The sequence below is a fragment of the Sphingomonas sp. Ell38C01 genome, assembly GCF_055231975.1.
In genome coordinates this window covers 2,906,634-2,929,563 of the sequence record NZ_JBUYVA010000001.1, presented here as the reverse complement: position 1 = coordinate 2,929,563, position 22,930 = coordinate 2,906,634, and the positions used below count along the sequence as shown (strand labels likewise).

General features: G+C 67.8%; 22 protein-coding genes and 1 pseudogene. 14 read left to right on the top strand and 9 right to left on the bottom strand.

Annotation, left to right across the window (positions count from 1 at the left end):
* Positions 1-93: 93 nt before the first annotated feature.
* The gene (ftsY, locus tag ACV7NO_RS13865; RefSeq protein ID WP_463406554.1) at positions 94-1,032 is read right to left on the bottom strand and encodes a signal recognition particle-docking protein FtsY; all 939 of its coding nucleotides are present in this window, start codon (positions 1,030-1,032) and stop codon (positions 94-96) included.
* Positions 1,025-2,280, bottom strand: a pseudogene (locus ACV7NO_RS13860) (MiaB/RimO family radical SAM methylthiotransferase). Before ACV7NO_RS13860 ends, ftsY begins: the two are co-directional and overlap by 8 nt.
* Between ACV7NO_RS13860 and ACV7NO_RS13855 the strand changes: the two are divergent.
* Positions 2,279-2,854: a DUF924 family protein gene (locus ACV7NO_RS13855; protein ID WP_463406553.1), complete on the top strand. Its 576-nt coding sequence runs from the start codon at positions 2,279-2,281 to the stop codon at positions 2,852-2,854. The pseudogene ACV7NO_RS13860 and the gene ACV7NO_RS13855 sit on opposite strands and share 2 nt — an antisense overlap.
* Here the strand turns inward: ACV7NO_RS13855 and ACV7NO_RS13850 are convergent.
* Positions 2,829-4,400: a putative bifunctional diguanylate cyclase/phosphodiesterase gene (locus ACV7NO_RS13850; RefSeq protein WP_463407357.1), complete on the bottom strand. Its 1,572-nt coding sequence runs from the start codon at positions 4,398-4,400 to the stop codon at positions 2,829-2,831. The two genes, ACV7NO_RS13855 and ACV7NO_RS13850, sit on opposite strands and share 26 nt — an antisense overlap.
* A gap of 336 nt (positions 4,401-4,736) precedes the next feature.
* Here ACV7NO_RS13850 and ffh point away from each other — a divergent pair, with 336 nt between their 5' ends.
* The 7 genes from ffh (at position 4,737) to rplS (ending at position 10,290) form a co-directional block, all read left to right on the top strand.
* The gene (ffh, locus tag ACV7NO_RS13845; RefSeq protein WP_463406552.1) at positions 4,737-6,254 is read left to right on the top strand and encodes a signal recognition particle protein; all 1,518 of its coding nucleotides are present in this window, start codon (positions 4,737-4,739) and stop codon (positions 6,252-6,254) included.
* A gap of 34 nt (positions 6,255-6,288) precedes the next feature.
* Entirely contained in the window at positions 6,289-6,765 is a 477-nt protein-coding gene (rpsP, locus tag ACV7NO_RS13840) for a 30S ribosomal protein S16 (protein WP_463406551.1), read from the top strand.
* 57 nt (positions 6,766-6,822) lie between these two features.
* Positions 6,823-6,990, top strand: coding sequence for a hypothetical protein (locus ACV7NO_RS13835; protein ID WP_463406550.1), 168 nt, complete (start codon positions 6,823-6,825; stop codon positions 6,988-6,990).
* A 19-nt stretch (positions 6,991-7,009) separates the two neighbouring features.
* Positions 7,010-7,474 (top strand): ribosome maturation factor RimM, encoded by a 465-nt coding sequence (rimM, locus tag ACV7NO_RS13830; protein ID WP_463406549.1) that lies wholly within the window; start codon positions 7,010-7,012, stop codon positions 7,472-7,474.
* A 163-nt stretch (positions 7,475-7,637) separates the two neighbouring features.
* Entirely contained in the window at positions 7,638-9,170 is a 1,533-nt protein-coding gene (locus ACV7NO_RS13825; RefSeq protein ID WP_463406548.1) for a serine hydrolase domain-containing protein, read from the top strand.
* Positions 9,167-9,901, top strand: a complete 735-nt coding sequence (gene trmD / locus ACV7NO_RS13820) for a tRNA (guanosine(37)-N1)-methyltransferase TrmD (protein WP_463406547.1) — start codon at positions 9,167-9,169, stop codon at positions 9,899-9,901. The genes ACV7NO_RS13825 and trmD overlap by 4 nt, the downstream gene beginning before the upstream one ends.
* Positions 9,898-10,290 (top strand): 50S ribosomal protein L19, encoded by a 393-nt coding sequence (gene rplS / locus ACV7NO_RS13815; RefSeq protein ID WP_463406546.1) that lies wholly within the window; start codon positions 9,898-9,900, stop codon positions 10,288-10,290. The genes trmD and rplS overlap by 4 nt, the downstream gene beginning before the upstream one ends.
* Before the next feature lie 236 nt (positions 10,291-10,526).
* Here rplS and ACV7NO_RS13810 read toward each other — a convergent pair whose 3' ends face one another.
* A complete protein-coding gene (locus tag ACV7NO_RS13810; RefSeq protein ID WP_463406545.1) occupies positions 10,527-11,504 on the bottom strand; it encodes a hypothetical protein in 978 nt (325 codons plus the stop codon).
* Positions 11,505-11,689: 185 nt separating this feature from the next.
* On the opposite strand from ACV7NO_RS13810, the gene ACV7NO_RS13805 reads away from it, so the two are divergent.
* The 3 genes from ACV7NO_RS13805 (at position 11,690) to ACV7NO_RS13795 (ending at position 15,488) form a co-directional block, all read left to right on the top strand.
* Positions 11,690-13,921: a S9 family peptidase gene (locus tag ACV7NO_RS13805; RefSeq protein WP_463406544.1), complete on the top strand. Its 2,232-nt coding sequence runs from the start codon at positions 11,690-11,692 to the stop codon at positions 13,919-13,921.
* A gap of 84 nt (positions 13,922-14,005) precedes the next feature.
* Positions 14,006-15,040 carry an aspartate-semialdehyde dehydrogenase gene (locus ACV7NO_RS13800; protein ID WP_463406543.1) on the top strand — a complete coding sequence of 345 codons (1,035 nt, stop codon included), beginning with the start codon at positions 14,006-14,008 and terminating at the stop codon, positions 15,038-15,040.
* A gap of 1 nt (position 15,041) precedes the next feature.
* Positions 15,042-15,488 (top strand): GFA family protein, encoded by a 447-nt coding sequence (locus ACV7NO_RS13795; protein ID WP_463406542.1) that lies wholly within the window; start codon positions 15,042-15,044, stop codon positions 15,486-15,488.
* A gap of 9 nt (positions 15,489-15,497) precedes the next feature.
* On the opposite strand, the gene ACV7NO_RS13790 is transcribed toward ACV7NO_RS13795, so the two are convergent.
* Complete coding sequence (locus ACV7NO_RS13790; protein WP_463406541.1) at positions 15,498-16,124, bottom strand: YitT family protein; 627 nt, start codon at positions 16,122-16,124, stop codon at positions 15,498-15,500.
* A 299-nt stretch (positions 16,125-16,423) separates the two neighbouring features.
* On the opposite strand from ACV7NO_RS13790, the gene ACV7NO_RS13785 reads away from it, so the two are divergent.
* Positions 16,424-17,185 (top strand): alpha/beta fold hydrolase, encoded by a 762-nt coding sequence (locus ACV7NO_RS13785; RefSeq protein ID WP_463406540.1) that lies wholly within the window; start codon positions 16,424-16,426, stop codon positions 17,183-17,185.
* A gap of 56 nt (positions 17,186-17,241) precedes the next feature.
* Complete coding sequence (locus ACV7NO_RS13780; RefSeq protein ID WP_463406539.1) at positions 17,242-19,062, top strand: M2 family metallopeptidase; 1,821 nt, start codon at positions 17,242-17,244, stop codon at positions 19,060-19,062.
* Positions 19,063-19,231: 169 nt separating this feature from the next.
* Here the strand turns inward: ACV7NO_RS13780 and ACV7NO_RS13775 are convergent, their stop codons facing one another.
* The 4 genes from ACV7NO_RS13775 to ACV7NO_RS13760 form a co-directional block, all read right to left on the bottom strand.
* Positions 19,232-19,723, bottom strand: a complete 492-nt coding sequence (locus ACV7NO_RS13775) for a hypothetical protein (protein ID WP_463406538.1) — start codon at positions 19,721-19,723, stop codon at positions 19,232-19,234.
* Between the two features lie 53 nt (positions 19,724-19,776).
* Positions 19,777-21,210, bottom strand: coding sequence for an AMP nucleosidase (locus tag ACV7NO_RS13770; protein WP_463406537.1), 1,434 nt, complete (start codon positions 21,208-21,210; stop codon positions 19,777-19,779).
* 79 nt (positions 21,211-21,289) lie between these two features.
* A complete protein-coding gene (locus tag ACV7NO_RS13765) occupies positions 21,290-21,568 on the bottom strand; it encodes a hypothetical protein (RefSeq protein ID WP_463406536.1) in 279 nt (92 codons plus the stop codon).
* A gap of 93 nt (positions 21,569-21,661) precedes the next feature.
* Positions 21,662-22,141, bottom strand: a complete 480-nt coding sequence (locus ACV7NO_RS13760) for a redoxin family protein (RefSeq protein ID WP_463406535.1) — start codon at positions 22,139-22,141, stop codon at positions 21,662-21,664.
* 111 nt (positions 22,142-22,252) lie between these two features.
* On the opposite strand from ACV7NO_RS13760, the gene ACV7NO_RS13755 reads away from it, so the two are divergent.
* The gene (locus ACV7NO_RS13755) at positions 22,253-22,813 is read left to right on the top strand and encodes a YqgE/AlgH family protein (protein ID WP_463406534.1); all 561 of its coding nucleotides are present in this window, start codon (positions 22,253-22,255) and stop codon (positions 22,811-22,813) included.
* Positions 22,814-22,930: the final 117 nt, after the last annotated feature.

The following is a 22,930-nucleotide window of genomic DNA, read 5'->3' as shown; positions in this document are numbered from 1 at the left end:
CGTATCGAGAGGCCAGTACCTCGATACGAGCTCTCGACAAGCTCGGTCTCTACTCGGCACGAACGGAGTAGCGACCACAAAACAGGAAGCTCTCTACTTCCGCGTCTGTTCCACGCCGGCGATGATCCGGCTGACCTCGTTGGCGTCGAACGGGCGCAGGTCTGTCATGCCCTCGCCGACGCCGATCGCGTGGATCGGCAGGCCGTAGCGTTCGGCCGCCGCGACGAGAACACCGCCGCGCGCGGTGCCGTCCAGCTTGGTCATGACGAGCCCGGTGACGCCCGCGACTTCCTTGAAGACCTCGATCTGCTGAAGCGCGTTCTGCCCGGTCGTCGCGTCGAGGACGAGGACGACGTCGTGCGGGCTCTCCGGGTTGATCCGGCCGAGGACGCGGCGGATCTTGGCGAGCTCGTCCATCAGCTCGCGCTTGTTCTGGAGCCGGCCGGCGGTGTCGACGATGAGGACGTCGATGCCCGTCTCGGTCGCTGTCTTCACCGCGTCCCACACCACGCCCGCCGCGTCGCCGCCTTCGGGGCCGGTGACGATCGGGACGCCGACGCGCTCCGCCCAGGTGCGCAGCTGGCCGATCGCGGCGGCGCGGAAGGTGTCGCCGGCAGCGAGCATGACGCCGTAATCCTGTTCCATGAACAGATGCGCGAGCTTGGCGATCGTGGTGGTCTTGCCGCTGCCGTTGACGCCGATAACGAGGATCACCTGCGGGCGCGGAAAGGCGTCGATCTCGATCGGGCGCGCGACGGTGGCGAGGACCTTTTCGACCTCCTCGGCGACGACGATGCGGATGCCGAGTTCTTCCATGTTGCGCTCGAAGCTGCCGTCGGCGAGGCGGTCGCGGATCTTCCCCGCGGTCTGCGGGCCGAGATCGGACGCGATCAGCGCTTCCTCGATATCGTCGAGCGTCGCGTCGTCGAGCCGCGCGGTGCCGAGCCCGGCGAGGTTGCCGACGAGCCGGTCCGAGGTGCGCTTGAAACCGCCGAGCAGCTTGTCGTGCCAGGATGTGGGGGGATTAGCCATCAATGGACTCCGTCACCCCCGCGACGGCGGGGGTCCCGCTATGCGCAGTGGGTGGAAAGGCGGGATCCCCGCGTTCGCGGGGATGACGGGAAAAGAGGGTCGAGCCGTCGACATCGTTGATGTGGACCGGAGTTATCGATCCAACCTCGACCGGGGCGGGGAGGCGGACTTCGGCGAAGGTGGGGGTGTGGCCGCGGTCGCCGGGCTTCTCGACCAAGATGGATTGCGTGGTGCCAACCAACGTCTTGACCATGCCGCCTTGCGCGTCGCGGCGGCCTCGCGCAGCCGTGCGGCTCGGTCGCGGCGAACCTCGGGCGTGACCTGCGGCATCCGCGCGGCCGGCGTGTTCTCGCGCGGCGAGTAGGGAAAGATGTGCGCGTGGACGATGTCGCAGTCGTCGATCAGCGCGAGCGTGTTGGCGAAGGCGGCGGCGTCTTCGGTCGGGAAGCCTGCGATCAGGTCCGCGCCGATCGCAGTGTCCGGGCGGGCGGTCTTGAGACGTGCGACCATGCGGACCGCGTCGGCGCGCAGGTGCCGGCGCTTCATGCGCTTCAGGATCAGGTCGTCGCCTGCCTGGAACGAGAGGTGGAGGTGCGGCATCACGCGCGGCTCCTGCGTGACGAGCGCGAAGAGATGATCGTCGATCTCGATCGAATCGAGCGAGGACAGGCGGATGCGTTCGATCGCGGTGCGCGCGACGATCGCCTCGACCAGCGCGGCGAGCGAGGGGGTGTAGCTCGTCAGGTCGACCCCAGTCAGCACGATCTCGCGCCGGCCGGCGGCGACCAGCGCCTCGACCTCCGCGACCACCGCTTCGATGCCGGTCGAGCGACTGGCGCCCCGCCCCGCGGGGATCGTGCAGAAGGTGCAGCTATGGTCGCACCCGGTCTGCACCGCGACGAACGTGCGCGATTGGAGCGGGCGGGCGGGGAGCGGGGCGGCGGACCCCCAGTGCGACGGGGCGAGCTTCGTCAGGTTATCGACGACGCGATCAACCTCGGGCATCGCGGCGAAAGCGATGGGGTCGATCTGCAACGCGCAGCCGGTGACGACCAGTTCGGCCGAAGGGCGCAGGCGACGGGCGCGACGGATCGCGGCGCGGGTGTCCTTCACCGCCTGGTTCGTCACCGCGCAGCTGTTGACCACGACCATGTCTCGACCCGCCGCGAGCGCACGGATCGTTTCGCTTTCGGCGATGTTGAGTCGGCAGCCGAGGGTAAAGACCTCGGGCTGAGGAGATGACGACATGACGGGCGATCTAGGCACCGCGGGAGCGGAAGTCCACGCCGAGGCGACCGAGATCCTCGACTTCTGGTTCGCGATGACGACGCACGAGCATTTCGCCAGGGACGAGGCGGTCGATCGCGCAATTGCCGCGCGGTTCGGCGCGATGCGCGATGCGGCGCTGGCGACACGCGCGAAATACTGGCGCGAGTCGCCCGACACGCTGTTGGCGGCGATCATCCTGCTCGACCAGTTCTCGCGCAACATCCATCGCGGCGAGGCGGAGGCGTTCGCGGCGGACGATCTGGCGGCGGCGCTGACGCTCCACGCGATCGAGATGGGGTGGGAAATGCGCTATACGCCCGAGCGGCGAGTGTTCCTGTACATGCCGTTGATGCACGCCGAGGACCTGCCGCTCCAACGGTTGAGCGTCGAGAAGTTCGAGGAACTGGGGATCGCGGAGAACATCGCGTTCGCGCGCGACCATGCGGACGTGATCGCGCGCCATGGCCGGTTTCCGTCGCGCAACGCGGCGCTCGGGCGGACATCGACGCCCGAGGATGAGGCGTATCTCAGCCGGCCCGACGCAGGCTGGTGACGCCTGGGTCCGATGGCCCCGCGCCGCGGCTCGTCGTCAGCAGGCGGCGTTCGGCCAGGAGGCGACGGGCGTTGGCGACGCCGAGCGGCCGTCCGTAAAGATAGCCCTGCCCCTTGCCACAGCCCATCGCGCGGAGCCGGTCCTCGGTCGCGGCGTCCTCGATTCCCTCGGCGGTGACCGGGAGGTTGAGACTCTCGCCGAGGCGGACGATCGCGCCGACGATCGCGGCGCTGTCCGCGCTGTCCGCTATCGACATGACGAAGCTCTTGTCGATCTTGATCCGGTCGAACGGAAGCGCGCGCAGATGCGCGAGGCTGGAGTAGCCGGTGCCGAAATCGTCGAGCGCGAGCCGGACACCCTGATTCTTGAGGCTGCCGACGATCGACTGGGCAAGCGCCAGATTGTCGAACAGCGCGCTTTCGGTGATCTCGATCTCCAGCCGGCTGGCGGGGAAGCCCGTCTCGGTCAGCAGCTTGATGATCTTCTGCGCCAGCCACGGATCCCTGAGCTGGATCGGCGAGATGTTGACCGACAGCGTCAGCGATCCGTCCCAGTCGCGCGCGGCGGCGAACGCCTGGCGCATGATGGACAGCGACAGGTCCCCGATCATCCCGGTTTCCTCCGCCACGGGGATGAAGCGTTCGGGCCCGATCAGCCCGCGCAGCGGGTGTTCCCACCGCGCGAGGACCTCGAACCCGGCGAGGCGACCGGTGGCGAGATCGATCTGCTGTTCGAAATGGGGCACGATCTGTCCTGCGGGAATGGCGGCACGCAGCCCGTTCTCGATCTCGTTGCGCGCCTGCAACTCGCGCTCCATCGACGGATCGAACCAGGCGTGCCGGCCGCGACCGCCGTTCTTGGCGGCGTACATCGCGATGTCCGCGGCGCGGATCAGCGCGTCGATCGAGGCGCACGCGATGTCGGACCGCGCGACGCCGACCGAGGCATTGATGTGGAGCAGGAGCCCCTCGACCTGGAAGGGGGCGGCCATCCGCGCGACGAGGCGCTCCGCGATCCGGTCGACCACGTCGGGCGCGACCGCGTCGAACGGGAAGGCGCACGCGAATTCGTCACCGCCGAGGCGGGCGGTGAGTGCGGACGGGGGCATGATCGCGGCGATTTCGGTGGCGACGCGGCGGAGCAGCGCATCGCCGACGGCGTGGCCGTGCATGTCGTTGACGCTCTTGAAGTGATCGAGATCGAGCATCAGCAACGCCATCGCCTTGCGGCGGCGATGCGCGCCGACGAACATCGCCGCGCCGTCCTCCGCGAGTGCGCGGCGGTTGAGGAAGCCGGTGAGCGGATCGTGCGAGGCGAGCTGGTTCGCGCGCGCCTCCGCGGCGGTGCGCGACTGGACCTCTTCGGCGAGGCGGCGGTGGCGACGCCAGCCGATCAGGATGAGCGCGATGTTGAGCAGCAGCGCGACGAGCAGGATGCGGTCGAACGGCGTCGTCGAATCAAGCGGCGCGCGGACCGCGTTGCCCAGCACGGTCCCCGCGATCGCAACGAACAGCAGGATCGCCGCCGCGGTCACGCCGCCGGTCACCGAGATGCTGGCGACGCCGAAGTGGCGCGGCGTTGCGGGGGCCGTCGCGGCGGATGACTGTCCCGGCACTGGCACTCCTCTCACGCGCTCACAAGAAAGCGAGGATCCGGATCGCACGGCGCGCGTGTAGAAGATGTTAATGCGGGTGACCGGGGCGGGGAGAGGCGGGGTGGCTGCTTGCGTTTCGCCGCGCGCTGCGCTAACCGCCGCGCCACGTTCCGACGAGGAATGCGATCGACACGTACCCGCAGGCACTGTCCGGGGTGCACGCTGGCCGGCGAGGTTTCGCCCGCCGGCGCTTTTGCGTTTGGCGTGTCGGGGCCTTGGAGTGTGTCGATGTTCGAAAGCCTGAGCGATCGTCTTGGCGGTGTGTTCGACCGGTTGCGTGGCCGCGGCGCGCTGACCGAGGCGGACGTGCGCGCGGCGATGCGCGAGGTGCGGATCGCGCTGCTCGAGGCCGACGTCGCGCTGCCCGTTGCGCGCCAGTTCGTCGATGCGGCGACCGAGAAGGCGGTGGGCCAGAACGTGCTGCGCTCGGTCACGCCGGGGCAGCAGGTCGTCAAGATCGTCAACGACGCGCTGGTCGAGATGCTGGGCGGCGAGAATGCCGAAGCGGCGGAGCTGGAGCTGGGCGTCACGCCGCCTGCCGTCATCATGATGGTCGGCCTGCAAGGGTCGGGCAAGACGACGACGACCGCCAAGATCGCGAAGCGGCTGGCGGGCGGGCAGATGGGCCGCGACCGCAAGAAGGTGCTGATGGCGTCGCTCGACGTCAACCGCCCCAACGCGCAGGAACAGCTGGCGACGCTGGGCACGCAGGTCGAGGTGGCGACGCTGCCGATCGTGGCGGGGCAGCAGCCGGTCGACATCGCCCGGCGCGCGATGCAGGCGGCGAAGCTGCAGGGCTTCGACGTGCTGATGCTCGACACCGCGGGCCGGCTGCACGTCGACCAGGCGCTGATGGACGAGATGAAGGCGGTGGCCGAGGTCGCGCGCCCGCAGGAGATCCTGCTCGTCGTCGATGCGCTGACCGGGCAGGACGCGGTCAACGTCGCGGAGAGTTTCTCAGGCCAGGTGCCGCTGACCGGCGTGGTGCTGACGCGGATGGACGGCGATGCGCGCGGCGGCGCGGCGCTGTCGATGCGCGCCGTCACCGGCAAGCCGATCAAGTTCGCAGGGACCGGCGAGAAGCTGGATGCGCTGGAGGCGTTCCATCCGGGCCGCGTCGCGGGGCGGATCCTGGGAATGGGCGACGTCGTCTCGCTGGTCGAGCGCGCGGCGGAGTCGATCCAGCAGGAAGATGCCGAGCGGATGGCGGCGAAGCTGGCCAAGGGCCAGTTCGACATGGACGACCTGCGCGGGCAGCTGGCGCAGATGCGCCGGATGGGTGGTCTCGGCGCGCTGGCGGGCATGATCCCCGGCATGAAGAAGGCGCAGGCCGCGATGGCGACCGGGGCGGTCGACGAGCGCATCCTGCTGCGGATGGACGCGATGATTACGTCGATGACGCAGAAGGAGCGGACCAAGCCCGAGCTCATCAACGCCAAGCGCAAGATCCGCATCGCCAAGGGCTCCGGCACCACGGTGCAGGACGTCAACAAGCTGCTCAAGATGCATCTCGAAATGTCGACCGCGATGAAGAAGATCCGGAAGATGGGCGGCCTGAAGGGCATGATGGCGATGCTCGGCAAGGGCGGCCCCGGCGGCGGCATGGCGGGGCTGGGCAACGCGCTGGGCGGCGCGGACCTGGGCGACATGCTCGGCAAGGTCGGTGGCCCCGGCGGGGCGGGCGGACTGCCGGGATTGCCCGGCGGCGGACTACCCCCCGGGTTCAAGGGTTTCGGTAAGAAGTAATTCGTTTTCAAGCATCTGGAAGGAAGAGTTTACAATGGCACTCAGCATTCGTCTATCGCGTGGCGGCTCCAAGAAGCGTCCTTATTATCGCATCGTCGTCGCCGATGCGCGTAGCCCGCGCGATGGCAAGTTCATCGAGAAGATCGGCAATTACAACCCGCTGCTCGCCAAGGATGACGAGAAGCGCGTCATCCTCGACGGCGAGCGCGCGAAGCACTGGCTGAGCGTGGGTGCGCAGCCGACCGACCGCGTCGCGCGCTTCCTCGACGTCGCGGGCGTCAAGGAGCGTCCCGCACGCAACAACCCGAACAAGGGCAAGCCGGGCGAGAAGGCCGTCGAGCGCGCCGAGGAACGCGCCGCCGCCGCGACGGCCGCCGAGGAGGCCGAGGCCGCCAAGCGCGCAGAGGCCGAGGCCGTCGTCGCGACCGAGGTCGAGGCAGCCACCGAAGAGCCGACCGCGGAGGCCGAGCAGGTCGCCGAGGCGACGTCGGAAGAGACGCCCGCCGCCTGACGGCACTGGCGCGGGTCGTCATGCGTTTCCTTTCCCGCAATCGCAGGAGAGCTTCGCATGACGACCCCCGCTGTTATTTCCACGCCCGATCCGAGGACGGCGCCCGATGACAAGGCCACCGAGGACGCGGGACACACGCCCGCCAACCGCGGCGTCTCTGCAGAAGAGCCCGCCGAAGGCAGCGACGACGCCCCCGCCGGCGCCGAAGGCTCGCCCGCGGGCTGAGCCGGCGGCGGGCACGGTCGTGCTTGCCGCGGTGATCGGCGCGCACGGGATTGCGGGTGAGGTGCGGCTGAAGGTGTTCGCGGAAGACCTTTCGCCGCACACATCGTTCAACGACGGGGCGCTGACGCTGACGTCGCTGCGGGACGGTACGATCGCGCGCTTCGCGGAGGTGAAGGATCGCACCGCTGCGGAGGCGATGCGCGGGACCGCGCTGACCGTGCCGCGCTCGGCCCTGCCGCCGCTCAGCGACGGCGAATATTATCATGCGGACTTGCTGGGCCTGCCGGTGGTGTCGAGCGAGGGCGACGCGCTCGGGCGGGTCGTGGCGATCGACAATTTCGGCGCGGGGGACGTGATCGAGATCGAACGCGCCGCAGGCGAGGACGGGAAACCGGGCAAGCGATTCATGGTGCCGATGACGCCGGCGGCGGTGCCGGAGTGGGATGCGGTTCGAATGGTGGTAGACGCGGCGTTCGTGGAGTAATCACTGTCGTCGCCCCGGCCCTGTGCCGGGGGCTACGTCTGACCGGGCGATCCCGCCCATTACTTCATTGATGCCCGGCCTCGCGGTGGCCCCGGCACAAGGCCGGGGTGACGAGGAGGAAATGCTCCGGTATCGTAAGGCTCGGCTTTCGGAAGGGGGTAGGATGCGCAGGCTCTTTACGGTCGCGGCGGGCGTTTCGCTGCTGACGACTACCGTCGCAATCGGCCAGACCGTATCCGCGCCCACGCAGGCCGCTCCGCAATCGGTCGCCACGCTCACCCCGCAGATCGAGGCGCTGTTCGAAACCTGGGCGCGCGAGCAGCATGTGCCAGGACTAGTCTGGGGAATCGTGCGGGACGGGAAGCTGGCGGTGGTGCGCGGCATCGGGGTGAAGGACCCCGGAAGCGCGGCGACGACGCCGGTCGATGCGGACACGCTGTTCCGGATCGCGTCGATGTCGAAGGCGTTCACTGCGCTCGCGATCCTCTACCTGCGCGACCAGGGCAAGCTGTCGCTCGACGCGCCGGCCGAAACCTATGTGCCCGAGATGCGCGGCTGGACCTATCCAACGAAGGATTCGCCGAAGATCCGGGTGCGCGACCTGCTGAACCACGTGGCCGGGTTCGTCGACGACAATCCGTGGGGGGACCGGCAGCAGCCGATGCCGGAAGCAGAGTTCACCGCGCTGTTGAAGCAGGGCGTGCCGTTTTCGCGCGTGCCGCAGTCGGCGATGGAATATTCGAACTTCGGCTATGCGACGCTCGGGCGGATCGTCGCGAACGTGTCGGGCAAGCCGTATCAGGATTATATCCGCGCGCGCTTCATGGCGCCGCTGGGGATGGCGTCGACCGGATACGACATCGCCGCGGCCCCGGCGGAACGACGCGCGATCGGGTATCGCTGGGAGGGCGAGCGGTTCGTGCGCGAGCCGGACATGGCGGACGGCGCGTTCGGGGCGATGGGCGGGGTGCAGACCAGCGCGAACGACTATGCGAAGTACGTCGCGTGGCTGTTGTCGGCCTGGCCCGCGCGCGACGATGCGGAAGGCGGGCCGCTGAAGCGATCGACGATGCGCGAGATCGTGCAGGGATCGAACTTCACCGTCGTCGGCGCGCGGCGCGCGGGGCTGGGGGCGGCGTGCCCGTCGGCGAACAGCTATGCGATGGGGTGGCAGGTCGTCGCCGACTGCGACCTGTCCTACGTGACGCATACCGGGGGGTATCCGGGATACGGATCGGTGGTGATCCTGATGCCCGAGGCGGGGGTAGGCATCTTCGCGTTCGCGAGCAGGACCTATGCCTCGCCGGTGCCGCCCGCGTACAAGGCGCTGCTGGCGATGAAGGCGGCGGGCGTGCTGGCGCCGCGCGCGGTGCCGGTGAGCGCGCGTGTGCTCGACGGCTATGCCGCGGTGGGTGCGATGTGGAGGGCGGGCGACGTCATGGTGGCGAAGGACCGGCTGGCGATGAACGTCCTGATGGATCGCTCCGCCGAACTCCGCGCGCAGGACATGGCCGCGATGAAGGCGCAGACCGGCGCGTGCGACACCGCCGCGCCGATCGAGGCGACGACCGCGATGGCGGGGCGGTTCCGCTGGCGGTGCGAGAAGGCGGTGGTGGCGGGCAGCCTGCTGCTCGCGCCGACGCAGCGCACGACGCTGCAGGAATGGCGGCTGCGCGTCGAGCCGCCGACGCCGTGACCTTTGCCGCGACGGTCCTCACGCTCTACCCCGATGTGTTTCCGGGGCCGCTGGGGCACAGCCTGGCCGGGCGGGCGATGGCGGAGGGGCGGTGGTCGCTGGGTGCGGTCAACATTCGTGACTTCGCGGAGGACAGGCACCGGACGGTGGACGATACGCCGGCGGGGGGCGGCGCGGGGATGGTACTGCGCGCCGACGTGGTCGCGCGGGCGCTCGATGCGCAAGGTTCGGGACGACCGGTGCTGGCGATGACCCCGCGGGGGCGGCCGTTGACGCAGGCGCGGGTGCGCGGGCTGGCGACGGGGCCGGGCGCGGTGATTCTGTGCGGGCGGTTCGAGGGATTCGACGAGCGGTTGTTCGACGCGCGCGACATCGAGGAGGTGTCGATCGGCGACTATGTGCTGTCGGGCGGGGAGATGGGCGCGCTGGTGCTGCTCGACGCTTGCGTTCGGCTGCTTCCCGGCGTAATGGGCGCGGCTTCCAGCGGGGACGAGGAAAGCTTCGAAAGCGGCCTCCTCGAATATCCGCACTACACCCGCCCCAATGAATGGGAAGGGCGCACGATCCCGCAGGTGCTGCGATCGGGGGATCATGCGAGGATCGCGGCGTGGCGCAAGTCACAGGCCGAGACCGATACACGGCTAAGGCGGCCGGACCTTTGGGAGCGCCATGAGGGCGCTCGGGTCCAGTCGCCCTCTGGCGCGCGGCGCGAAGAAGGTACGAAGACATGAACCTGATCCAGCAGCTCGAAGCCGAGCAGATCGAAAAGCTGACCGCCAAGCGCGAGATCCCCGAATTCCGCCCCGGCGACACGCTGAAGGTGGGCGTGAAGGTGATCGAGGGCGAGCGCACCCGCGTCCAGAACTACGAAGGCGTGTGCATCGCGCGGTCGAACAAGGGCATGGGCTCGTCGTTCACCGTCCGCAAGATCTCGTTCGGCGAGGGCGTCGAGCGCGTCTTCCCGCTCTATTCGCCGAACATCGAGAGCATCGACGTGGTCCGCAAGGGCGCGGTGCGGCGTGCGAAACTGTATTACCTGCGTGGCCGCACCGGCAAGTCGGCGCGTATCGCCGAGCGTCGCGACACGCGTCCGGCGAAGGGCACCGTCGCCGCCGAGTGACCGGCGTTCGGGCCTGAGGCTTGAAAGAGGCCGCGGACGGGATGCCGTCCGCGGCCTTTTTTTCGTGTCTGGAGGATCTGCCTCGAGGTCGTCATCCCAGCGGAGGCCGGGATCTCTCGCGGAGGTGGGTAAGTCGGTTGCTGCGCGGGATCGACATACGGCGATGATGGTGGCCTCTCTCCTCTCCCGTCACCCCGGATCAAGGCCGGGATGACGGCAGTGGGGGCCTGCGAGCCCTATTTCAGCGCTGCCAGCTGCGTGACCAGGCGCGTGTTGGCGAGTGTCGCGGCCTTGATCGCGCCGTCGCGATAGGCGTCCTTCGCGGTGAAGGTGAACGTCTTGCTCTTGCCGAACTTCAGGCCGCCGAGGCCACCGAACGCGCCGATCACGCCGCCCGCGATGTTGCTCGCCTTCTGGAGCCCGGCGTCCTTGGTGGTGTCTTCGCGCGTCGCGAAATCGCCTTCGACCGCGACCGCCTGTTTCAAGGTGATCGTCGCGGTCTTGCCCTCGGCGGAGATCAGGGTGAGCCGGGAATAGTCATCGACCACCGCCATGCCGGAGTTCACCTCCAGCCCGCCGAAGCTGAACGCGCCGGGACGCTTCAACTGCGAGAAATCGATCAGATAGACGACATCGACCACAGCCTGCTTCGCCTGCGCGGCGTATTGCGACACCTTGTACGCGTTCTGCGCGACCGACATGTTCATCCCGATCCCGCCGAAGCCGTCGAGCGTGATGTCGCCCGGCAGGAACACCAGTCCGGGTATCGCGCTGGGCTTGTAGTAGGTCGCCTTGCCGCTGCTCTTCTTGTCCAGCGTCACCTTGGTTTCGTACGGCGCCGGAAAGGTCTTGGCGGCGAAGCCGGTATGGGAGAACATCGTGTCGGCGGGAACGATCGTGAAGCCGCCGGCCGCCATACGGGTGGCGAAATCGGCGTAGGCGGCGTCGGTGATCGCCTGCATCGTCGCGGGCGTGACGCCGGTCAGGACGCTCTTGGCCTTCGTCGTGCCGCCGAACGCGCCGATCATCCCGCCGGTGGCCTTGCCGTTGTCGACCGATTCGAAGATGAAGCCGACCGTGAAAGCGCCAACGACGACGCCCTGCGTGCCCTTGACGGCTTGCCCCGAGGCGACCTTGACCGGCGGATCCTCCGCCAGCGCGGGCGCGGGGATCGCGGCGCCTGCAATCAGCGCGGACAACAGCATGAATCGCATGGAAAATCCTCCCGGTCGTTCGAGACGACACCGAACCGGGGGCGCTACCTGGCTCATGATGGAAAGATCGACCCTCGTTGCCGGCCTGGTTCGCGCCCATGGCCGGCGCTTTTGCTTTACGCGATCGGGCGCGGCGGCGATACCGCGCGTTTGCGGCGCCCGCCGCGACCCTGTCGGAGATGTCGATGCCGAAGTTCTGGCTGCTCGCAAGCGCGGTCGCGCTCCTGTCGGGAGGGCCGTCGATGGCCGCTGATACGCCGGCCCAGGCGCCCCAGACGCTGACGCTGGAGCGGGTCTATGCGAGTCCGGACCTGAGCGGCGCGCAGCCGCAGTCGCTCAAGCTGTCGCCCGACGGCACGCTGCTGACGTCGGTGCGGCCGCGCACGGACGAGCGGACGCGGTTCGATCTGTGGGCGCTCGACACGCGGACCGGCCAGTCGCGGATGCTGGTCGATTCGAAGCGCGTCGGCAGCGGCGCGGACTTGTCCGAGGCCGAGAAGATGCAGCGCGAGCGCGATCGCTCGCTGACGGGCAAGACGGGGATCGTCGGATACGACTGGGCGCCCGACGGGCGGACTTTGCTGGTGCCGATCGACGGCGAGCTGTACCTCGCCAATGTCGATGGGACCACGCGCAGGCTGGAAGGGACGAAGGGTGCACTGAACCCGGTCGTGTCGCCGCGGGGCGGGTTCGTCACCTTCGTGCGCGACCAGAATCTGTGGACGCAGCCCTTGGCTGGTGGCGCTGCGGCGACCGCGGTGACGCGGAACGGCGGCGGAACGGTGCACTGGGGCGAGGCCGAGTTCGTCGCGCAGGAAGAAATGGATCGTCGCACCGGATACTGGTGGTCCCCCGACGAGCGCTACGTCGCGGTCGAGCGGTTCGACGAGGCGCCGGTGCGGGTGTTCACGCGCGCGGCGATCGGCGCGGCGGGGACGAGGACGTTCGAGCAGCGCTATCCCGCCGCGGGCACCCCCAACGTGCTGGTCGAGCTGCATGTGATGCGGCCCGACGGCAGCGGAGCCGTGAAGGTCGACCTGGGCAGCGACCCCGACATCTATCTGGCGCGGGTCAACTGGGCCCCGGACGGCTCCGCGCTGTACGTCCAGCGGCAGAACCGCGCGCAGACCGTGCTGGACCTGCTGCGCGTCGATCCCGCGACGGGCAAGGCGACGGTGGTGTTCACCGAGAAGGCGGCGGCGAAGAGCTGGGTGAACCTCTCCTCGTCGCTGCGCGTGATGCGCGACGGATCGCTGCTGTGGTGGTCCGAGCGCGACGGGCACGGGCATCTCTATCGCTGGGCAAAGGGCCGGTTCACCCAGTTGACGAAAGGCGACTGGGAGGTCGCGCGCATCGCGGGTGTCGACGAGGCGCGCGGGCGCGTCTATTTCGAGGGCAACAAGGACGGCGTGCTCGAACGCCACGTCTACCGCGTCGACCTGGCGAAGCCGGGGGTGGTCGAGCGGCTGACCGAGCCGGGGTGGTGGAACACCGCGTCGATGGACGGATCGGCAACGCGGATGATCGTGACGCGCTCCAACGAGACCCAGCCCGCGCAGGTCTATCTGGCGGACGAGACGGGCAGGCGGCTGTCGTGGATCAACGAGAATGCGGTGACGGGCGCGCACCCGTACGCGCCGTACATGGCCGCGCATCGCCCGACGCAGTTCGGGACGATCAAGGCCGACGACGGTACGCCGCTCCATTACGAGATGATTACGCCGGTGCTGGAACCGGGCAAGCGCTACCCCGTGTTCTTCCAGCATTATGGCGGGCCGCATGCGCAGACCGTCAGCAAGGCGTGGGGTGCGCCGCTCCAGCAATATCTGGCGTCGCGCGGGTGGATCGTGTTCCAGCTCGACAATCGCGGCTCCGCCAATCGCGGCGTCGATTTCGAGCGCGCGATCTGGCACGCGATGGGCAGCGTCGAGGTGAAGGACCAGCTGGCGGGCGCGAAGTATCTGAAGACGCTGCCCTTCGTCGATCCGGCGAAGATCGCGACCTATGGCTGGTCTTACGGCGGATACATGTCGCTCAAGATGCTCGAAGCCGATCCGGGGGTCTATGCCGCCGCGATCGCGGGCGCGCCGGTGACCGACTGGTCGCTGTACGACACGCATTATACCGAGCGGTACATGGGCGATCCGCGGACCGACGCGAAAGCCTATGCCGCGTCGGGTGCGGTGGCGGATGCGGCGAAGATCCACGATCCGCTGCTGCTGATGCACGGAATGGCGGACGACAACGTGTTCCTCGACAACTCGACGAAGGTCGCCGCCGAGATGCAGGCGAAGAACGTGCCGTTCGAGATGATGTTCTACCCCGGCAAGACGCACGGCGCGGTGCGCGACGTGCATGTGTGGACGACGATCGAGCGATTCCTCGACACGCACGTGAAGGCACGTACCGCGAAGTAAAGCATGCTGGCTTTTCGAAAGTTACGACGCTAACCCGCGCCGCGAACATAGCGTGCGCCGGATCGGCGCTTGAAGGGACGTAGCATGGGGTATCGGATCGTGGTCGCGGGCGCGACGGGCAATGTCGGGCGCGAGATGATCAACATCCTCGCCGAGCGCGAATTTCCCGCCGACGAGATCGCGGTGGTCGCCTCTTCGCGCTCGACGGGCGAGCATATCGAGTTCGGCGAGACGGGCCGCAAGCTGACCGTGAAGAACATCGAGCATTTCGATCCGACCGGCTACGACATGGCGCTGTTCGCGATCGGAAGCGAGGCGACCCAGGTCTATGCGCCCAGGTTCGCCGCGGCGGGCTGCACCGTGATCGACAATTCGTCGCTCTACCGGATGGAGCCCGACGTGCCGCTGATCGTGCCCGAGGTGAACCCGGAGGCGATCGACGGCTATCGCGCGCGCAACATCATCGCCAATCCCAATTGCTCGACCGCGCAGATGGTGGTCGCGCTCAAGCCGCTGCACGACGCGTTCGGGATCAGGCGCGTCGTCGTGTCGACCTATCAGTCGGTTTCCGGCGCGGGCAAGCAGGGGATGGACGAGCTGTTCGAGCAGACGCGGGCGATCTTCATGCCCGCGGGCGAGATGAACGACCCGCAAAAGTTCACCAAGCAGATCGCGTTCAACGTGATCCCGCACATCGACAGCTTCCTGGACGACGGATCGACCAAGGAAGAGTGGAAGATGGTGGTCGAGACGAAGAAGATCATGGACCCGAAGATCAAGGTGACCGCGACGTGCGTGCGCGTGCCCGTGTTCGTCGGGCACAGCGAATCGATCAACATCGAGTTCGAGCGCGAGGTGTCCGCCAAGGAGGCGCAGGATATCCTGCGCGAGGCGCCCGGCGTGATGCTCGTCGACAAGCGGGAGAACGGCGGATACGTGACGCCCATCGAATGCGTCGGTGAGTATGCCACCTTCGTCAGCCGCGTGCGTGAGGATTCGACCGTGGAGAACGGGCTGAACCTGTGGTGCGTGAGCGACAATCTGCGGAAAGGTGCGGCGCTGAACGCTGTGCAGATCGCCGAACTGCTCGGGCGGCGGCATCTGAAAAAGGCGGCGTGAGGTGACGATCGCGGGCGGGTGTCGATGCGGGGCGGTGCGTTACACCGTGGCGCGCGACACGCTGCCCGCGGCCTATGCGTGCCACTGCACCGATTGCCAGACCTGGTCGGGCAGCGCGTTCACGACGCAGTTCTTTATGTCGGCGGACGCGCTCTCGGTCGTCGGCGACGTGGTGGAGTATGCCTTCGTCAATCCGATGGGGCGGGTGTCGACGCAACGCTTCTGCCCGGTCTGCCATACCCGGCTGTACAACAGCAACGCGGTGCGGCCCGGGCTGGTGAACATCCGCGCCGGGACGCTCGACGACAGCGCGCGGCTCGACGTGCCGCTGCATATCTGGGTGCGGAGCAAGCAGCCGTGGCTGGCACTTCCCGAGGGGGCGGAGACCTATCCCGAGGCGGCGCCGATGGAGGCACTGGCGCGGCTGGCGGCGATGACCTCGAGCTGACCGCGCCGATCAGTGCGCGATGTAGAAGCCGGGGCGGTGCCAGGCGATCAGCATCAGGCTGATCGCGACGGTGCTGATCGCGGACCAGGCGAGCGCGCTCGCATCGAGCACCGTCGCGGCGACGCCGAGGATGACGACATCGAAGGCGACCTGTGTGAGGCCGGCGTTCCAGCCGCGGGTGCGTTGCAGCCATAGCGTCAGCACGCCGGTGCCGCCGATCCCGGCGTGATGGCGCGCGAGCGCGAGGATGCCCATCCCGATCACCGTGCCCCCGACGATCGCGGCGAAGGCGGGGTTCATCTCCGCGATCCGGATCGAGACGCGGCCGAGCGTCGACAGGGTCGCGATACCGATGTTGACGAGCATCGTCTTGATCGCGAACCGTCGCCCCATCGCGCGCCACGCGAACGCGAAGAACGGAATATTGACGATCGTGAACAACAGCCCCGCGGGCAGCGGCACGACATAGGACAGTAGTAGGGCAACGCCGGCGATCCCGCCGGTCGCCAGCCCCGCGGCCTTCAGGAACATCAGCCCGACGACGATCAGGACGCAGCCGATCGCGAGGCCGTAGGCGTCCTCGATCAGGCTGTGGGGTCGGCCGGTTCGGATCGGATTCTGGACGGTGGCGGTCAATTGGGGCTCCCGGGTGGGTGGCCCTTTCCGCATCCTCGCCGTCTTTCCGCCCGTTCGTGCCAAGCTTGTCGACGCATTGTCCTTCTTTGTGCCGGATGGAAAGAAGAACGGCACTTCGACATGCTCGGTGCGAACGGACCGGGGCTTTCTTGGCCATGCTGCCGGGCGATCCATCGTATTTCTACCCCATCCCGAAGGGCGGGCGTTACGGTGATGCGAGGCGCGGCTCGACACCGGGCCGCTTCCACGGCAACGCGGTCGGGACACCCGACCGGTGTCGATGCGATGGATGGACGCCCGTGGCCAGCACCCCGACCCAGACGAATTTCTTCGAGAGTTTCGACGGCACGCGGATCGCGTGGCGCGAGATGGGCGAGGGGCGCGCAGTAATGCTGATCCACGGCTATTTCTCCGACGCGCAAACCAACTGGATCAAGTACGGCCATGCGGCGGCGATCGCGGCGGCGGGCTTCCGCGTGATCCTGCCGGACCTTCGCGCGCATGGGGAGAGCGCGAAGCCGCACGAGGCGGAGGCCTATCCTCCCGACGCGCTGGCGAAGGACGGGCATGCGCTGATCGCGCATCTGCGGCTCGAGGACTATGATCTGGGCGGGTATTCGCTGGGCGCGCGGACGACGTCGCGGATGCTGGCGACGGGGGCGACGCCGCGGCGGATCGTGTTTTCGGGCATGGGGCTTGACGGGCTGACGCGCGCGGATCGACGCGGCGAGCATTTCCGCAACATCCTGACGAACCTGGGGCATCACGAGCGCGGATCGCCCGAGTGGATGGCGGAGGCGTTCCTGAAGACGACGGGGGGCGATCCGGTCGCGCTGCTGCATGTGATCGACACGTTCGTCAGCACGCCGCTGGAGACGGTGAAGGGGTTTTGCCAGCCTGCGCTGGTCGTCAATGGCGTGGACGATTTCGACAACGGATCGGCGAAGGATCTCGCCGCCGCGCTGCCAGACGCGCAGCTGGTCGAGACGCCGGGCAATCACATGAGCGCGGTCGTCGACAAGGCACTGGGGCAGGCGATCGCGAGGTTTCTGGCGGGTTGACCGGGGCTGGTGGCGCGACCACTCTGGCGGGGTAACTCGTTCAGATTTGAGGTCTCATGTCGCCTACCGCCATTTCGTCCGTCGCGCTCGCCGCGGCAATGGTGTCCATGCCCGTCGCCGCGCAGACCGCGCCGCCGGCCGTCACCGCGACTCAGGCCGATGCGTTCGTCGCGTCGGCGGAGAAAGAGTTGGCGGACAAGTCCGTCGATGTCGCGCGGATCGGCTGGGTCAATGCGACCTATCTGACCGACGACACCAACGCGCTGTCGGCGAAGGCGGGCGGGGCGTTCACCGAATTGCAGGTGCGGCTGGCGACAGAGGCGGCGCGCTATCGCAAGGCGAGCGGTCTGTCCGCGGACACCGCGCGCAAGCTCGATCTGCTGGTCGGATCGATCTCTCTGCCTGCGCCGTCGCGCAGCGGGGCGGCGGAGCAGCTGTCGACGCTGCTGACGAAGATGTCGTCAGCCTATGGCAAGGGGCGCGGGACGCTCGATGGCAAGCCGGTCAACGGATCGGACATTGAGGCGGCGATGGGCGAGGTGCGCGATCCGGCGAAGCTGAAGGAGATGTGGACCAGCTGGCACGACAGTGTCGGCGCACCGCTGCGCGGCGATTTCCAGCGCTCGGTCGGGCTGGAGAACGAGGGTGCGCGAGGGCTGGGGTTCAAGGATACCGGCGCGCTGTGGCGATCGGGCTACGACATGGCGCCCGACAGGTTCGCCGCGCTGACCGACCAGCTGTGGAAGGAGGTGGAGCCGCTCTATCTCTCGCTCCACACCTATGTCCGCTGGAAGCTGAACGAAAAGTATGGCGATGCGGTGCAGGCGAAGACCGGGCCGATCCGTGCGGACCTGCTGGGCAATATGTGGGCGCAGGAGTGGGGCAATATCTATGATGTCGTCGCGCCGAAGGGCGCGGGGGACCTGGGATATGATGTCGGCGCGTTGCTGAAGGCGAAGCAGTATGACGCGGTGAAGATGGTGAAGCAGGGCGAGGGGTTCTATTCGTCGCTGGGCTTCGCGCCGCTGCCATCGACGTTCTGGGAGCGATCGATGATCGTGAAGCCCGCGGATCGCGAAGTGGTGTGCCACGCCAGCGCGTGGGACGTCGACAATGTCGACGACCTGCGGATCAAGATGTGCACCAAGGTGAACGCGACCGACTTCGTGACGATCCATCACGAGCTGGGGCATAATTACTACCAGCGCGCCTATAACCGGCAGCCCTATCTCTACAAGGGCGGCGCGAACGACGGGTTCCACGAGGCGATCGGGGACTTCGTCGCGCTGTCGATCACGCCCGACTATCTGGTGAAGATCGGGCTGCTCGACCAGGCGAAGGTGCCGAGCGCGGACAAGGACATCGGGCTGCTGCTGCGGCAGGCGATGGACAAGGTGGCGTTCCTGCCGTTCGGGCTGATGGTCGATAAATATCGCTGGGGCGTCTATTCGGGCGCGATCCCGGCGAGCGGATACCAGGCGGGGTGGGACGCGCTGCGGTTGCAGTATCAGGGCATCGTCCCGCCGGTGAAGCGCGACGAGACGAAGTTCGATCCGGCGGCGAAATATCACGTCGCGGCGGGCGTGTCGTATACGCGGTATTTCCTCGCGCGGATCCTGCAGTTCCAGTTCTATCAGGCGGCCTGTGCGCAGGCGGGGTGGACGGGGCCGCTTCACCGCTGTTCGTTCTACGACGACAAGGCAGTGGGGGCGAAGCTGGATGCGATGCTGACGATGGGGCAGTCGAAGCCATGGCCCGACGCGCTGGCAGCGTTCACCGGATCGCGCGAGATGTCGGGGAAGGCGATGATCGCCTATTTCGCGCCGTTGAAGGCGTGGCTGGACGAGCAGAACGCGGGGAAGACGAGCGGGTGGTGAGGAGATGAAGCCACGATACGGTGGCCCTGCGTCTTGCATGACCCGCTAATAATGGTGCGCCCTGACCTCAGTCGCCGCCCCCGCCTTAAGCCGGCGTCTCGCGTCCAGCCATAGCCTGAGAAGAAGCAGGACCCCGGATCAAGTCCGGGGTGACGGTCTTCGGGTGCAATCAGCCGTTGTCGGGAATCGTGTTCTCATCCGCGATGCCGGCCGTGAACGACTTCGACGCGTCGGTGCCATCGGCGGTGTGCGCGCTCTTAGCGTCCTTTGGTGTCGAGCCGCGGAGCGACAGGAGGGCGGCGGTGGCGGCGGCGCCGATCGCAGCGAGACTGCCGACGACAGCGGCCTTGCCCCATTTTCCAGACGTCTTGTCGGCAGGCTTCGTCGCCTTGCCGGCGGACTTCGCCGCCGGCTTGCGCGCCGCGGGCTTCGGGGTGGCGCGCTTCGACGAGCGGGGCTTGGGCGTCGCCGCGCGCTTCGGCGCGGGCTTGGCTGCCGGCCTGGCGGCTTCGGGGTTCACCGCTGCCGGCTTCGGTGCCGCGGCCTTGGTGGCGCGTACGGGTGCCTTCGCCGTCGTGGAGGTGGCACGGGGCGCACGGCGCGGGGTGGCTTTCGCCGGCGTCTTGGCGGCGGGCTTGGGCGTTTCGGGCGTGTCGGCCATTCAGGGTTCCTCGACGTGTTCGCCGGATAACGCGCGGCGCGGGGATGGTTTCCTTACCGAAACGGTGGCTCGTTGAAGGCGCGCAGTTTTCGGCTGTGGAGCTTTGCGCCTTCGCGGCGGAGTTCCTCGCAGGTCTCGATACCGATCTTCATATGCTCGGCGATCGCGCGTTCGTAGAAGCGGTTCGCCTGGCCGGGCAGCTTGAGTTCGCCGTGGAGCGGCTTGTCCGACACGCACAGCAAGGTGCCGTACGGGACGCGGAAGCGATAACCCTGCGCTGCGATCGTCGCCGACTCCATGTCGATCCCGACCGCGCGCGAGAGCGAGAAGCGCAGCGCGGACTTCGAATAGCGCAGTTCCCAATTGCGATCGTCCGTGGTGACGATCGTGCCGGTGCGCAGCCGACGCTTGAGCTCGTCGCCATTCTGCCCCGACACCGTCTCGGCGGCGCGGGCCAGCGCCTGCTGGATCTCGGCGATGGCGGGGACCGGAATTTCAGGCGGCAGCACGTCGTCGAGGACATGGTCGTCGCGCAGATAGGCGTGCGCGAGGACATAGTCCCCGATCCGCTGCGAGGGGCGCAGGCCGCCGCAATGGCCGATCATCATCCATGCCTCCGGCCTCAGCACCGCGAGGTGATCGGTGATCGTCTTCGCGTTCGACGGGCCGACCCCGATGTTGACGAGCGTGATCCCGGTGCGGTCCTCCGCCATCAGGTGATAGGCGGGCATCTGGAGCCGGCGCCACGTCGTGTCCTCGAGCATCGCGGGATCGCTGCCAGGCTCGAACAGGATGCCGCCAGGGCCCGACAGCGCGGTGTAGCGCGACGCGGGGTCGCCGACCTGTTCTGCACCCCAGCGGACGAACTCGTCGACATAGCGATGATAGTTGGTGAACAGGACGTAGCGCTGGACATGCTCGGGCGGCGTGCCGGTATAGTGACGCAGCCGCGCCAGGCTGAAATCGGTGCGCAGCCCGTCGAACAGCGCGAGCGGGCGGATCGAATCGACCGAGGCCCAGATCCCGTCCGCAATCTCGTCGCCGATATGCGCCAGCTCTGTCGCGGGGAACCAGCGCGCAAGCTCTGCGGCGGATACCTCGTCGAGGCTGAGGGCGTGACCGGGATCGAGCACGTAGGGGAAGGGAATCTCGGTACGGCCTGGGACCGCCTCCACCTCGACATCGTAATCCTCGATCAGGAGAGTGAGCTGTTCGGTAAGATAGTCGGCGAAGATCGCGGGCTTGGTCACGCTGATCCGGTATTCGCCCGGCGCGGTCAGTCGGCCGAATGACCGGGTGGGCGCGGGACGACTCTCGCCACCACGGAAACGCAGGCGGATCTCGGGATAAGTGAAGAGGCCGTGGCGCCGTTCCTCGCGATCAGGCGTGGTGCCGTCGGAGAGGTAAAGCGTGAGCGCTGCCTGGAGCCGGGCGACAGCGGCGGCATAGAGGCGATCGAGTTCTGCGACGATGTCTGATGCGGTCATCGCAAAGGGGTAAGACGCGATCGTTACGCTGGCAAGACGTCGTTGCCACCCCCGTACTGGCGGGGATGGCGACGCAGGATCATTTCCCGGTTTTCGGCTTCGGCGTATCCTCGCGCAGCTTCGTCGCGGCGTAGGCGCCGCCCGCAACCGCGGCCGCGACTCCTGCCGCGATTCCTGCGGCGGCATAGGGGTGCTCCTTCGCTGCCTCGATCGTCGAGGTCGCCGCGGAAGATACCGCGTCGCGTGTCGTCGTCGCGGCGGAAGCGACCTTGTCCTTCGCGGTGGCGGCTGCGGCCTGGGCGCGTTCACCCAGCGTCTTGTCGGTGTCGGGAAGGGTGCCCAGCTTGGTATCGGTCATGACGCAACTCCTCTTCGAATGCTGCCGGATCAACGCGCCCTGCGCTGGACCGTTCCGCAACCGAACCGGTTCGCGGAACGGTCCACGGAAGCGTTACAGCGTCTCGAGCAGGTGATCCGCCGAGCTGACCTTGAACTCGCCGGGTGCCTCGACGTTGATCGATTCGACGACGCCGTCGTTGACGACCATGGAGTAGCGCTGGCTGCGCTGGCCCATGCCGAACTTCGACCCGTCCATCGTCAGCCCGACCGCCTGCGCGAAATCGCCGTTGCCGTCGGCGAGCATCGTCACCGCGGCTGCGTCGTTTGCCTTCGACCACGCGCCGAGGACGAACGCATCGTTGACCGAGGTGCAGACGATCTCGTCGATTCCCTTAGCCTTCAAGGCGTCGCCCTTTTCGATGAAGCCCGGCAGGTGCTTGGCCGAGCAGGTGGGCGTGAACGCGCCGGGCACTGCGAAGAGCGCGACCTTGCGCCCCGCAAAATAGCTTTCGCTGTCGACCTGCTCGGGGCCGTCCGCGGTGACCTTGACGAGGTTGGCCTGGGGCAGCTTGTCGCCGACGCTGATCGTCATGGAATTCTCCTGATGCATGCCGCGGTGCGCGGTCAGCAGGCTACGTCGCAAGCCCGGTCGCCGATTTCAAGCGTGGCGGCGGACGCGCTGAGCCTCTATCGTGTGACGCTTATGGAGACAGCCGCCTTCCTGACCGGACAATATCTGCTCGCAATGCCCGGCATCGGCGACGCGCGCTTCGACCATGCCGTGATCGCGATGTGCGCGCACGATGCGGACGGCGCGCTGGGCATCGGCATCGGCGCGACGATCGCCGGGCTGACGTTGCACGATGTGCTGGAGCAGTTCGAGATCGCGCCGGGCGACGCGCCCGACGCGCCCGTGCATTTCGGCGGACCGGTGGAGACGCGGCGCGGGTTCGTGCTGCACACGCTCGACTGGCAGGGGCAGGACACGATCGAGGTCGCCGGGCGCTGGGCACTGTCGGGAACGGTCGACATCCTGCGCGCGATCGCCGCGGGGCGGGGGCCGGCGCGGTGGCTGGTGGCGCTGGGCTATGCGGGGTGGTCGGCGGGGCAGCTGGACGGCGAGATGACGCGGCACGGATGGCTCAACGTGACCGACGACGCAGCGATGCTGTTCGATACGCCGGCTGCCGGGCGCTGGACGCGCGGGTTCGCCGCGGCGGGGGTCGACCCACGGTTGCTGGCGAGCGAAAGCGGAACGGCATGAGGATGGGAACGAGCCTCATATAAAGATTTCTTTATATTTGATCCGGAAGCGTCCAGCCGCTAAGGGCCGGAGCATGTCGATCGGCGCGGGTGCGCCTTGGTCGGCCAAACGTTCTGG